12 protein-coding genes are annotated in these 13,294 nt (G+C 38.2%); 7 read left to right on the top strand and 5 right to left on the bottom strand.

Features of this window, described 5'->3' with window-relative positions:
- Positions 1–17: 17 nt before the first annotated feature.
- The 4 genes from IQ226_RS11255 to IQ226_RS11240 all read right to left on the bottom strand — a co-directional run bounded on the left by IQ226_RS11255 (position 18) and on the right by IQ226_RS11240 (position 3,489).
- Positions 18–2,078 carry a ribonuclease R family protein gene (locus IQ226_RS11255; RefSeq protein WP_193895394.1) on the bottom strand — a complete coding sequence of 687 codons (2,061 nt, stop codon included), beginning with the start codon at positions 2,076–2,078 and terminating at the stop codon, positions 18–20.
- 396 nt (positions 2,079–2,474) lie between these two features.
- Complete coding sequence (gene rpsR, locus IQ226_RS11250; protein ID WP_168644988.1) at positions 2,475–2,690, bottom strand: 30S ribosomal protein S18; 216 nt, start codon at positions 2,688–2,690, stop codon at positions 2,475–2,477.
- A gap of 2 nt (positions 2,691–2,692) precedes the next feature.
- Positions 2,693–2,887, bottom strand: coding sequence for a 50S ribosomal protein L33 (rpmG, locus tag IQ226_RS11245; protein ID WP_010998585.1), 195 nt, complete (start codon positions 2,885–2,887; stop codon positions 2,693–2,695).
- Positions 2,888–2,934: 47 nt separating this feature from the next.
- Entirely contained in the window at positions 2,935–3,489 is a 555-nt protein-coding gene (locus IQ226_RS11240) for an RDD family protein (protein ID WP_193895392.1), read from the bottom strand.
- A 551-nt stretch (positions 3,490–4,040) separates the two neighbouring features.
- Between IQ226_RS11240 and IQ226_RS11235 the strand changes: the two genes are divergently transcribed.
- Positions 4,041–4,649 carry a hypothetical protein gene (locus IQ226_RS11235; protein ID WP_193895388.1) on the top strand — a complete coding sequence of 203 codons (609 nt, stop codon included), beginning with the start codon at positions 4,041–4,043 and terminating at the stop codon, positions 4,647–4,649.
- A gap of 157 nt (positions 4,650–4,806) precedes the next feature.
- On the opposite strand, the gene IQ226_RS11230 is transcribed toward IQ226_RS11235, so the two are convergent.
- Positions 4,807–6,966: a Tex family protein gene (locus IQ226_RS11230; RefSeq protein ID WP_193895386.1), complete on the bottom strand. Its 2,160-nt coding sequence runs from the start codon at positions 6,964–6,966 to the stop codon at positions 4,807–4,809.
- Positions 6,967–7,186: 220 nt separating this feature from the next.
- Here IQ226_RS11230 and IQ226_RS11225 point away from each other — a divergent pair, with 220 nt between their 5' ends.
- From IQ226_RS11225 to IQ226_RS11200, 6 genes are all read left to right on the top strand, one after another.
- Positions 7,187–7,399 (top strand): hypothetical protein, encoded by a 213-nt coding sequence (locus IQ226_RS11225; protein WP_193895384.1) that lies wholly within the window; start codon positions 7,187–7,189, stop codon positions 7,397–7,399.
- A 342-nt stretch (positions 7,400–7,741) separates the two neighbouring features.
- Positions 7,742–8,977, top strand: a complete 1,236-nt coding sequence (locus IQ226_RS11220) for an AAA family ATPase (RefSeq protein ID WP_193895383.1) — start codon at positions 7,742–7,744, stop codon at positions 8,975–8,977.
- An 8-nt stretch (positions 8,978–8,985) separates the two neighbouring features.
- Positions 8,986–9,510, top strand: coding sequence for a hypothetical protein (locus IQ226_RS11215; RefSeq protein WP_193895381.1), 525 nt, complete (start codon positions 8,986–8,988; stop codon positions 9,508–9,510).
- Positions 9,511–9,703: 193 nt separating this feature from the next.
- Positions 9,704–10,897 carry an AAA family ATPase gene (locus IQ226_RS11210; protein WP_228039373.1) on the top strand — a complete coding sequence of 398 codons (1,194 nt, stop codon included), beginning with the start codon at positions 9,704–9,706 and terminating at the stop codon, positions 10,895–10,897.
- Positions 10,894–11,703 carry a DUF4276 family protein gene (locus tag IQ226_RS11205; RefSeq protein WP_193895378.1) on the top strand — a complete coding sequence of 270 codons (810 nt, stop codon included), beginning with the start codon at positions 10,894–10,896 and terminating at the stop codon, positions 11,701–11,703. Before IQ226_RS11210 ends, IQ226_RS11205 begins: the two co-directional genes overlap by 4 nt.
- A gap of 94 nt (positions 11,704–11,797) precedes the next feature.
- Complete coding sequence (locus IQ226_RS11200; RefSeq protein WP_193895376.1) at positions 11,798–13,270, top strand: TldD/PmbA family protein; 1,473 nt, start codon at positions 11,798–11,800, stop codon at positions 13,268–13,270.
- Positions 13,271–13,294 lie beyond the last annotated feature (24 nt).

The raw sequence follows: 13,294 nt of genomic DNA, 5'->3' as shown, positions 1-13,294 counted from the left end.
CTTATTCTCTGCTATCTCTAATTTGTAACTGATTGGGCTTCCTGATACATAATTTCTTGGAAGTGAATCATATCTTTTTGGGGGTCAGCCAAACTAACTTTCACTAATAAATTTTCTCCCAGACTAACAGAACGCCGGAAGGACATAGGCAACTGTAATCCCAAATCTTCTAATAAAATTAGTGCTAAATTGCTATCTTCTCGTAACCACATTAATACCGTTACCTGCCAAACTTGTTCAGGATGACGACGTAAATATTCTAAAGCGTAATATCTATTTGTTTGTCGTTCCACCATTGTTGCTTCTTGGGTGGTACTCATGACTGTCATCATCACTTCTTTGAGTTGTTCCGCAGAGAAAGGTAAACCTTCACCGCGTAAATGTGCTTTCAGTTGGAAGTGGGTGAGTAAGTCGCTATAACGACGAATAGGTGAAGTTGCTTGAGTGTATGTATCTAAACCCAGCCCAGCGTGACGCATTGGTGTAATGCTCATTTCGCTCTTAGGCATACAGCGACGCATGGCACAGGAACGGACAAAACCGGCGGGGAGTTGCAGTAATTCCTCGTCTGGGGGTAATTCTGGTTGGGGTTGACCACGAAAGGGGAGAGGGATATTATGGGTTTGACCATAACGGGCGGCGACTTCTCCAGCAAGAATCATCATTTCTGCGACTAATTGCCGGGATGAGGAATCATCTAAAACATCAATATTGATATCATCGTCTTTGACTTTGATCATGGCTTCGGGCATATTGATACTGATAGCGCCTTGACCATAACGCCAATTTTTGCGGATTTTTGCCCAATTAGCGATCGCCTCAATTTCTGGTTCAGCCTGTACTCCCAACTCCAACATCTCATCAACATCCTCGTAGGTGAGACGATAGGTAGGCTTGATTAAACCAGTGTGGATACAATAATTTTCAACCGCCCCAACTGCGTCTAAAATCACCCCAAAGCTGAGGGCGCAACAGACCTTCCCCTGTACCAAACTCATAGGACCTGTAGCCAACACCTCTGGAAACATGGGAATCATCCCCGTCGGTAAATACACCGTACTCCCCCGTTTTCTGGCTTCCAAATCCAACTCATCATCTGGCATTAATAACCGGGTCGGGTCAGCTATATGCACCCATAACCGTTCCTTACCATCTGGTAATACCTCCCAACTCAAACCATCGTCTATTTCCGTCGTGCTTTCATCATCAATGGTGTACACCTTGAGATGTGTCAGATCAAGACGGTTTGTGTCCAAATCTGTGGGAGGAAAATCCCAACGTTTTTGCGCCACTTCTAATACCTTTTGCGGAAATTGAACGGAGATTGATGAACGGCGCAGAAACAGATTTTCATGGGAAGTCCACCAACCCAAATCTATCAAAAGTTGAAATGCCGCCTGGGGCGTAGCAGAACGTCCCAGCATATTCATAGTTTCTAATACTGGGGCTGAAGGCGGACAAGCACGAGCTAAAGAGTCGTAATTCACCTTGAGCATGACAACATCAGCCAGCAAAGTCGCATATTTTTCTATGGCTTCTAAGCGTTGGCGGTCTAGTCGTTGCCATTCTACTACTTGTCCCTGAAGTGCCTGTGCTACACGGGCTAAAAATTCCTGCTGTCCCCTGGCTTTTTGGGATTCTACTTCAATCTGGTGTTTGCGTTCTGCTACTTGTGCCATGCTGCGGGGTTCATAAGCATCACCTTTTTGTTTGAAATAGAGTTTATCTTCCGATAACAAACAATGGGCTGCATAACACTGGGGAAGGGTGGATTCCGAAAACAATATATTTGCCAATTGGCTAGGAGTGACAGATTCCCCATCTTCAATGAGTAATTCCCACGCTATTTCTAGACTTGATGGATCTAGATAAGGTTGGACTTGACTTAAGAAGTCAGCGATTTCCCCTGGTTTATAGGTTTGTCCATTCACTGTGTAGGTAAATTGGCGAGGTGCAAGACTGTGAGATTGACCCCGTTCATCTACTACAAACCAACGAGTTTTACCGTCTGGACGATCTACTACTCCTAGACGGCGATCGCTTTGAACCCTAAATTCAACTAACGTCCCCTTATCCACAACTGTCGCACTTTAATATTTTTAGATTTTTAGACTGGAGATTCTGGATCAAATACCTGTTATTTAATCCTTGTACAGCAGATTGCAGATTAATAAACTACAGGATCTAAATTCAGAACCGGACAGCAACCCAGTTTTACTCCTGACTCCTGACTCCTGACTCCTGACTGCTGCTGTATTTAATAATTTGCTATGCAGAATGCTATCACCTTTGACAATTTCATTCCCAAATTTAGCGATATCGTACCATTTTTGAGAATGAATTAATTAAATGTTTTTGACAATTTCCTAACATCAAATATCAAATTTTAGATTTTGGACCCAAAGTAACTGGGCATCTCCATGCAACTGCTACTTTCTTGGAAAATAATCCAAAATCCAAAATCCAAAATATTCTTAACCTTCGGCGTTAATGAAGGGTAACAAAGCCACAATCCGGGCGCGTTTAATGGCTGTAGTCAAAGCGCGTTGTTGCTGACAGGTTAAACCAGTGATTCTCCGAGGCAAAATCTTACCACGTTCGGTAAGAAACTTCCGCAACAAATCTACATCTTTGTAATCAATGGCATCTCCGGGCTTAATTGGAGAAAGGCGACGACGATAGTAACTCATTCTTACTTAATTTCCTTGTGAACTGTGTGTTTATTGCAGTGGGTACAGAACTTTTTCAGTTCTAAACGGTTGGTTGTGTTCCGACGGTTCTTAGTGCTGGTATAACGAGATACGCCAGGGGAACGTTTATCTGGATTTGTCCGACACTCGGTGCATTCTAGTGTCACTATTATGCGCGCACCTTTACTTTTAGCCATAATCTTACAAACTGTAAAGCCTGGAGGATAATTAACACAAATGGTTATTATCTCATATTTCGGGGAAATTTTGCAACCAACCGTTTAATTTTTATATCTAATGAATAACCCCGACGGGAAGAAACTATAACCGTCCGCAAAAAGCGGTCATGGAAAGCCTGACGCATCTGAGTATCAGATAAAGCCGCACCCCCGTCAATGATTAAAGGAAGTAATAAGACGACAGCAGCGGGATTGAGGATGATATTCCCCAGGAAAATGGATAATAATAAGCTAGAACAGCAAATAATCCCTTCTCGCAGCAACAATGTCTGAAATTGCGGGATTCTATTGACTATTTCCCCATTTACGACTTCTAGGATCTTTAAATCAAATGCCCAACGGCCTAAACTTTGTCCCTGATTGTTGTAAACTACGACTACGCGAAAAATTAACCAAGCAAAAACAAACACCAAAATTTGGGCAAATTGAATACCAATTTCATTACTTCTAACCATAGAACTCAGTAACCATGCACTAAAAAAGTCTATAGCTAAAGCCATTCCTCGACGAGTAAGATTCCCTTTAGGGTAGTGCCTTTGATTTACTTTAACAAGAGTCATACTCTTTACCTCCCTAGTGGTAGAGTTTAAATTTATTCAAACCTGTGTAGACTTATAGCGTAAGTCAGGAGGTAGGGGCGCAGGGCCTGCGCCCAGTCAGGAGTCACCGAGTCAAACTCGCTTGCTTTTCAGAACGAGAAAGTGCAAGGTTTTGGCTTATGGTGTCTCAAAACAGTTGCATTTTTCTTTGTCGGATATGGACAATTGAGGATATCCAGATAGTTGAAACTGTTCCCTCCCCTCACAGAAGCTATTGGAAAATCTGTATCAATTTTTACTCCCTGGAATAAACAATGCAACAAATAGTTGATTCTGATACGGCATTTATATTTATATTAAGAGATAATAATTAAATCAGATTGCAGACTAATAAGGTACAGGATCTAAATTCAAAACCAGACAGCAAACTATTTTTACTCCTGACTCCTAAATTCTGCTGTAGATATTCACTCAATCTTGATGACCATCTGACACAAAATTAACAATTAGTTTCATAACTAATAACTAATAACTAATAACTAATAACTAATAACTAATTAGGTCTTGTTCTGATGTCAAATATTTACAATACTCAAGAGTTAATTCAGATTTTAGCAATCGAACGCCAAGCTTGCTTGAAAGGAGAAAGGTTAAAGTTAGATATAACTGTTGCTAGTAATCCTGTTATAGATCCGTTTATCAGAACCGAGGGAGTACAAAGATTCACGGCTTACCAAGATTTTAAAGCCTCTATTCATGAATATCAACGAGAAAATCAAGTTTCTGGCATTATCTGGAAAGATATTCAAGTTAAAGGTAAAAATCTCCATTATCCAGAAATTGATGCAGAATTGATTGCCTTAGAAAGCGATTTAGAAATCTTGAAACCTGCCAAAGATTCTCTTTTAGAATTTTGGTATCTGGTGACAGAAGAAATGGATTTATATCTAAGTTTTAGTAATGGTAAACAACATCAAAAAGTGAACACAGTAGATGTAGAAAGAATTGTCCAAAGAACAGAATGGGCAACTTTATTAAAGTGGGAAAATCCCAACTTTTTAGAAATTATTTTACAACTAGGTTGGGGACAACCACAAGAAGCCGCTTATAAACGGGGAAGACCATTAGCCGGTAGTGAATTTATTCATGCCGTCAATCCAGGATGTTATCCTATCGGTTAATATTAGGAGGCAGATGTTTGGCTTGTTAAGCATACTATAGTTTCTGTATTAGAATCATCACAGAAGTATATTAAGTTGAGCGAGATCCAAAAACTTGACCCCCAACCCAGAAGCGAGGAGGGGGCTATGATTAACATAACAAGTTAGGAAGAGGTAATTATTGTTTGATTCCTTTCATTGATAAAGCTATGCGTTTGAGTTTTTCGTTGATTTCTAAAACTTGTACTTTCACAACTTGTCCAACTTTCACAATTTTTTTGGGATCATCTACAAATCTATCCGCAAGTTGGGAAATATGCACTAAACCATCTTGATGGACTCCAATATCAACGAAAGCACCGAAGTTAGCAACGTTGGTAATAATTCCTTCTAGTTGCATTCCTACGGTTAGATCTTTAATTTCTTTGATTCCTTCTTTAAAGGTAGCATATTTAAATTCAGCACGGGGATCTCTACCTGGTTTTTCTAATTCGCTGAGAATGTCGCGCAGGGTTGGTTCTCCAATGGTGTCGGTAACGTATTTTTTGATGTTGGCTTTTTTGAGTTTTTCTGCAATTTGTGTAACTTGATTTAAGGATACTTCCAAATCAGCCGCAATAGATTGTACCAGGGCGTAACTTTCTGGATGAACTGCGGTATTATCTAAGGGATTTTCACCACCACGAATTCTTAAAAAACCTGCGGCTTGTTCAAAGGCTTTTGGTCCTAGTTTGGCTACTTTTAAGAGTTGACGACGATTTTTAAATGCGCCATTTTCGTTGCGATGGGCAATAATATTATTGGCTATAGTCGGGGTAATTCCTGAAACAAATGTTAGCAATTCTTTAGAGGCGGTATTTAAGTCTACACCCACATAATTCACGCAACTTTCGACGGTTTCATCTAATTTCTTTTTCAGTAATTTTTGATCAACGTCGTGTTGATATTGTCCAACACCAATTGATTTAGGATCTATTTTCACTAATTCCGCTAAAGGATCTTGTAATCTTCTACCAATACTAATTGCACCTCTGACAGTAACATCTAAATCAGGAAATTCTTCTCTAGCTACTTCGCTGGCAGAATATATAGATGCACCAGATTCATTAACCATGACTTTAATTGGTTTATGGGCTATATTTGGTAATACTTCGGCAACAAACTCTTCTGTTTCTCGTGAGGCTGTACCGTTACCAATAGCAATTAATTGAATTTGGTATTTTTCAATTAGCTTCTTAATAGTTTGTGCCGCCTTTTGACGTTGTTCTGCCGCTTGGTGGGGAAACACAGCTTCATATTCCAAAAATTTGCCAGTTTCATCTAAAATAGCAACTTTACACCCGGTTCTAAATCCTGGATCTATGGCCATTGTCGGTTTCATTCCTGCGGGTGCTGATAACAGTAGTTCTCGTAAATTGGTTTCAAAGGTTTTGATTGATTCTATATCAGCAAAGGTTTTTTTCTCCTTAGTTACTTCGCTAATTAAGGAAGTTTTCATCAAGCGGTTAAAACTATCTTTTAACATGACTTGATAAAAGTCGCGCACGTTACGAACTTTAGTTTTGATTTCTTGAGATTCTAAATAACCCAGGATAAAATCTTCGTCATAAGCAACTTCAAAACTAAGGATTTTTTCATCTTCTCCTCGACATAAAGCCAACAGATTATGAGGGGCAATATTTTTGACTTTAATCTGATAATTGCGGTACATTTCAAATTTAGTTGTCCCTTCAGAATGTTCGTCTTTGATGCGAGAAATAAACAGCCCATTTTCTAAAAGATAATCGCGGATATATGCCCGTAATTCTGCTTTTTCTGCTACTTCTTCGGCTAAGATATCAGATGCCCCTTTTAAAGCTTCATCTGCGGTTTTTACTCCTAAAGTTTCGGAAATATACTTTGCTGATTCTTCCTCTAATGATGCAGAAACAGCATTTTTTGTATTTAGAGATTGAATAAATCTGGCGAGCGCTTCTAACCCTTTTTCCCTGGCAATGGTAGCACGAGTCCGACGTTTGGGACGATAGGGTAAATATAAATCCTCCAGTTCGGTTTTTTGGAGACAGGATGCTATTTTTGCTTGTAGTTCTGGGGTAAGTTTATCTTGTTGAGCGATCGCACTCACAATTACTTTTTTTCTTTCTTCTAACTCCGTTAAGTAATTATGCCTATCTTGTAAATCCCGTAATTGCACCTCATCCATTTCATCTGTTTTTTCTTTACGGTAACGCGCAATAAAGGGAATTGTTGCCCCTTCTGCTAAAAGTTCCAGCGCGTTTTGTACCTGCTGGGGTTTAAGTTGTAGTTCACTTGCGAGGAGTTGGGAAATGTTCAACATCGGGTATTTAAATTAAAAGTGTTAAATGAATTCCAGCACGAATAGATAGTGTTAGTTCAATGTACCAAATAATGGCACTATTTGAAAATAGCGATTCCCTAGCTTGACAATAAAATCATTGCCATTTTGCTTTACTTAAGTATATGATCAGTAACGTTCCTGAAAATGGTCTAACTCTACTGGTATTAAACAGTAGTTCGTAGTTTGGAGATGAGTAAAAATGCCTTTATTTTTCTTGATGACATTAGTTACAGGTGTAATGACTAGCTATCTCTTCAAAAGAAATGATGATGAAATCACTAATATTGCAGGTGTTTTCACAGCCGTCATTTTTATTGTAAGTTTAGTATTAGCACCTTGGCCAATTCAGTTTGGTTTGTTGATGTTTGTGGTGATTATTAGTCACAAACTGCTGAATAAAAGTTGGTTTTAAGCTAATTCTTTCAGAAATTTTCGCAATTTCGAGCCATAATCTCATATAAGTCGGCGATTATCCACCCTCTGTCATAAGATAATTTAGTGAGGGGAAAGAGGGTGTTGATAGTTGGATAAAAGATATTATAGTCTCAAAGATAAAAAAGGATCTTGTCTCCTTACCATCTGTTACAGATTTTCAACCTTTTTGATATAATTAAACCTTGTCAAACTTCCCATTGTTGCGCTTTCTTACTACCCTAGCATCAAAAATATATCAACCAGCAAGACTGACGCAGAATCAAGAAAATTTGGTTTATATTATAAGTCTTAAGTAAATAAAATATATGTAATTTTGATTATGCTGAAAAAACTCATTCTCGAAAATTGGAAAAGTTTCCGTTATGCAGAACTTCCACTTGATCCTTTAACTGTGCTTATTGGCACTAATGCAAGTGGTAAATCTAATGTAGTTGAAGCTTTGGAATTTTTGCAAAGAATAGCGAACGGTGAAAATATTGAAACAGCTTTAGCAGGGGATAAAACACTTTCTTCTATTCGTGGAGGTGTTGAATTAGCTGCACGAAAAGGTGAAAATGAGTTTACTTTAAAGGTGTTAGTTGGTGCTGAAGATGATGCAGATTATTTATATAATTTACAAATACAAACACTACCTTCCTTCAAGCTTTGTGAAGAATATCTAGAAATTATAGACATGAATAATAATGATATACTTAAAATTAAACTTATGGATTTTTATTATCAAGCAAAGAGTGGTTTACACTTCAAAGGTACAAGAGTTTGGAGACTATCAAAAACACGAAGAAATGATAAAAAAATACTAGAACAACCAACAGATGTAGAAGAAGACAATCAAAAATATTTGAAACTACCAAAAATAGCAACAAATTTTACTATTGATAATTTGTCCAATCTTTTAGTTTTAAATCCGATTTCATCTAAAATGCGCGATTACTCAAGACTTTCTGAAAATATAGAAAGCGATGGTTCAAATATTGCTGGAGTATTAGCAGGATTACCAGATGATAAAAAAACAGAAATTGAAAATACGCTATCTGAATATTTAAAAGATTTACCAGAAGGTGATATTAAGAAAGTATGGGCTGAACCAGTAGGAAGACTGAAAACAGATGCAATGCTTTATTGTCAGGAAGAATGGAAACCAGGAGAAATCACAGAAATTGATGCGAGAAGTATGTCAGATGGAACATTACGCTTTCTAGCCATTCTCACAGCATTATTAACTCGTCCTGAAGGTAGTCAAATTGTCATAGAAGAAATAGATAATGGTTTACATCCTTCCCGTGCAGCACTACTGGTAAAAATATTAAAAGAAATTGGCACTAAACGCAATATTGATATTTTACTCACTACCCATAACCCAGCTTTACTAGATGCGTTCGGTCCCGAAATAGTTCCCTTTGTAGTTGTCGCACATCGAGATTCGGAAACAGGAGAAAGTAAACTTACCCTTTTAGAAGATATTGACAACTTCCCTAAATTATTTGCATCCTATTCCTTGGGACAAATGACAACTAAAGGCGCAATTGAACGCAGCCTTTCTCATGGGGAGTAATTAAAAATATGAGAAAAGTTTTATTAATAGATACATCTTTATTGTGCGTCTGGTTAAAAGTTCCAGGTAAAGAAACTGCTGGTAATAATAAATGGGACTTTGAACTTGTTAATGAAAAAATTCTCACAGAAATTGAAAAAGGAACAACCTTGGTACTGCCATTAGCGACAGTGATAGAAACAGGTAATCATATTGCCCAAGCTAAAACCACAAATTCAGATAGTAAAAGAATAACATCAGAAAAATTTGCCGAAATTATGATTTATGCGGCCGACGAAAAAAGTCCTTGGGCTGCTTTTCGTGAACAAATTGTATTATGGGAAGCAGAAGGATTGAAAAATTTAGCAGAAAAATTTCCTAATCAAGCTGTAGAAAAAACTTCTATGGGAGATGCGAGTATTGTAGTCTTGGGTTGGTATTACTATCAAAAAAAAGGTTTTCATGTAGAATTTCTGACAGATGATAATGGTTTAAAATCTCAAGAACCACCACAGCCTCAGCCACCGACACGCCGCAGTAGTCGTGGCAAATGATGAGAGTATGAAATAAATTTATCTTCCTAGTTTACAATATTCATCCACCAAATAACGCTTTGATGACACTTAGGAAGACCCTTATCTAGTCCTATCCGGGAAATGGGAGAAATCCTTGGCTAAATTATCAACAATTTTAATATTTACTGTAAACTACATTTAAGTATCCACCTTATTGAAGTAAAATGTTATCATGCTGAATAACCTCAATCATTTACACATCAAAAACTTCCGCTCCCTGGCAGATGTTCATATTTCACCTGATTCCCTCAATATTCTCTTTGGACCCAATGGAGCGGGAAAATCAACATTTCTAGATACAATCTGGTTTATTAGAGATTGTGCAATTAGAGGAGTTGATTCAGCTTCCTCATTTAGAGATCATGGAATTGGTATTCTTTGGGATGGAGCAAGTGAAACAGATAATATATTAATTGAAATAGAAGATGAATCAACTAAATATGAAGTTTCATTTGGATTATCTTCTGGAAGAATTGAAGCTTTTGCGGGTGAGAAATTAATTAATAAAATTAATAATCAATTACTTATTAACAGAACCATAGGTAGTGATAAAGCAACATTTTATCAATTTATGGGAGAAGATGAAACTACTATTACTCTCAGAGAACCTGAAAAACTTGCCCTAACTAGCTATGTAGCCTTTGGGAAAGGTGATGGTACTGCATCAGAGTTAGACAGATTACTTCGTGCTGCACGTTCTTATCATTTAAGAGGTGCTTCTCTATTTAATCTGAGAAGAGCCGGTTCAGAATCAGAACCTGGTGATAGATTACAAGATAGATGTGAAAATTTATGGTCTGTTTTGAGAAACTTACATGATAGACAAGTAATTGATGATAGATATGACACAATTATGAAATTTATGCGCGAAAGTTTCCCAGCTTTCGATGGTTTATATTTTGAGCAAACTGGCAGAAATACAGTTTATGCAAATTTTTTAGATAAAAGACGACGTAAACCAATTCAAGCTTCAGGAGTATCTGACGGATATATTCAAATGCTTATTAATCTCACGGCATTATTTTCTGAAAAACCTAATGGTTATTCCTTAATTTTATTAGATGAACCTGATATATCTCTTCATCCTTGGGCATTGGCAGTTTTTGGTAAAGCAGTGAAACTGGCTACAGAAAAATTGAATAAACAAGTATTTATTGCCACTCATTCACCAGTTTTAATTAGTCAATTTGAACCACAAAATATATGGGCGACCGAACTTGATAAAAATGGACAAACTGTGATGAAAAGGGTTAGCGAAATAACAGATATTCAAGATTTGTTAGAAGAATATGCTACAGGTTCATTATATATGGCTGAAATGATTGCCCCCCAAAGTCAGTCTGATGCTGAGGAATTAAGTCAATGAATGGAGAAAATATCACTAGCAACCAGCCATGCTATTCTGGGTTTGAATTTGGATTGATTGTTACAGGTGAAACTGAAACAGAGCATCTACCAAGCTTATTCAAAAATCTCACAAAAACTGGTATATGTACATTTAAAATTATTAGGCGTATTGGACAGCTTTCGCCTAGAAATTCTCTTAAAAAACATACTTTATCTATTATTGGAACAAACAAGAAGGATTTGACTCAAAATCAGCAAAAAATTGGTTGTGTAGCTAGATCCTATTTGTTAGAAAATTCATGTAGATATGTATTGTTAGTAGATGACTTAGAAAAAGATAGAGTGAGCAAAGCTCCACAAGTTTTCCAAGTATATCGAGAAGCACTAGATTTGATTTTACTAGAACAAAAAAAGCGTGCTTCAGTTCATTTTTTAGTAAACATGATTGAAGCCTACTACTTTGCTGATTCTCACGCAATCAATATAGCTTTAGGTTTAGTAACTCCTTTACAGGATTATCCTGAAGATGTTGAAAAAATACCCCATCCTAAAAATGAATTAAAAAAGTTATATCCTGGATTTGATGAAAAAGAGGATGGTGGAAAAATACTAAAACTTCTCAGAGTTGAACATATTTTATCTCGTTCTGATACCTGTGCATACCTGAGAACTTTATTTTATTGGTGCTACAAAGTTTTACAAAAATACCCATATCCAGAAATTCTAGAACTATTCCAGGCTGAACAATATCACTTTCATGATGGGATCTTAAGTGAGGTAACACAACAACAATTAGACAATATGGCGGAAAACCCTACAGCCTAACTGCCAACAACAGCTTTCATAGATTTGTTAGAGTGAATACACCAGGATTTTTTTCAGTCATATCTGTAGATAACGCCAGCAGACGAGGCACTTCATGCTTACAAATACCCTACTTCTCTCAAATCAACTTCCCAGTTTACAATATTCATCCACCACAGAACGCTTCGATGACACTTGGGAAGCCCCCCTGGCAACCCTTTTGGGACTAGGACGCGCCGCTGGGGCAGATTTTGTAGAATACTTCCTAGAACGTCGCAACTACATCAGTTGTTTAGCCGAAGAAGACACCATCACCAGCATTTCCCCAAGTTTAGCGACAGGTGCGGGAGTGCGAGTATTTCGTGGCAAAGCTGACTGCTACGTTAGCACCAATAACCTCACATTTGCCGGTTTAAAAGCTGCTTTAGAAAAAGCCCTTTCCATCTTAGGCTTACAACTACCTGGTCCCACTGGTTTCATCCCCGAAATCAACCTAGAATTACTCAGAGACTACGCCACAAAACGCGGTAAAGACGGTTGGCTGCCCTTATGTAGTTCTATCCGCGAAATGGGAGAAGTCCTCCTGGATGGTACAGCCCAACTTAACAAAAAAGCTACCCACGTCCAATCTCGTCGCGCTTCCTACTTCCGTGATTGGCAAGAAGTATTAGTTGCTGCCAGTGACGGCACATTTGCCCGTGATATCCGCCTCACCCAGTCAGTTGGGTTTAACCTCCTTTGTGCTGACGGCGCTAACCGTGCCTCCATTGGCGAACGTGCTGGTAACACCAGTGACGCTAACTTCCTGAGAACCTGGGATTATCAACAAGCCTCCGAACAAATCGCCGAATCAGCCGGTAAAATGCTTTATGCAGATTACGTAGAATCAGGAACTTACCCCATTATCATGGCCAATCATTTTGGCGGTGTAATTTTCCATGAAGCTTGCGGACACCTTTTAGAAACCACTCAAATTGAACACAAAACCACACCATTTGCCGATAAAAAAGGTGAGAAAATCGCCCATGAAAGCCTGACTGCTTGGGATGAAGGACGCACTGATAACGCCTTTGGGACTATTGATATGGACGATGAAGGAATGCCCGCCCAAAGAACATTATTAATTGAAAAAGGCATCCTCAAAAACTTCCTCGCTGATAGAACCGGTTCAGTGCGGACAGGACACCCCAGAACAGGCAGTGGCCGCCGTCAAAATTACACTTTTGCTGCTGCTAGTCGGATGCGAAATACATATATTGATTGTGGAGAACACACCACAGAAGACCTATTTGCCTCCGTTGATAAAGGCATTTACTGTAAGAAAATGGGTGGTGGCAGTGTCGGCGCAACAGGTCAATTTAACTTTAGCGTTGACGAAGCTTACTTAATAGAAAATGGCAAAATTACCAAACCATTAAAAGGTGCTACTTTGATTGGTGAAGCAAAGGAAATTATGAATAAAATTTCCCTATGTTCTCAAGATTTAGAATTAGCTCCCGGCTTTTGTGGTTCTGTTAGTGGCAGTATTTATACAACTGTTGGACAACCCCATATTAAGGTTGATTCTATCACTGTCGGCGGCAGATAAAAACCAATACGGTTTAGTTAAATC

This window comes from Dolichospermum sp. LEGE 00240 (assembly GCF_015207875.1).
Lineage (GTDB): Bacteria > Cyanobacteriota > Cyanobacteriia > Cyanobacteriales > Nostocaceae > Dolichospermum > Dolichospermum gracile.
The sequence above is the reverse complement of the archived record's forward strand: the minus strand, read 5'-3'. Positions and strand labels throughout refer to the sequence as shown.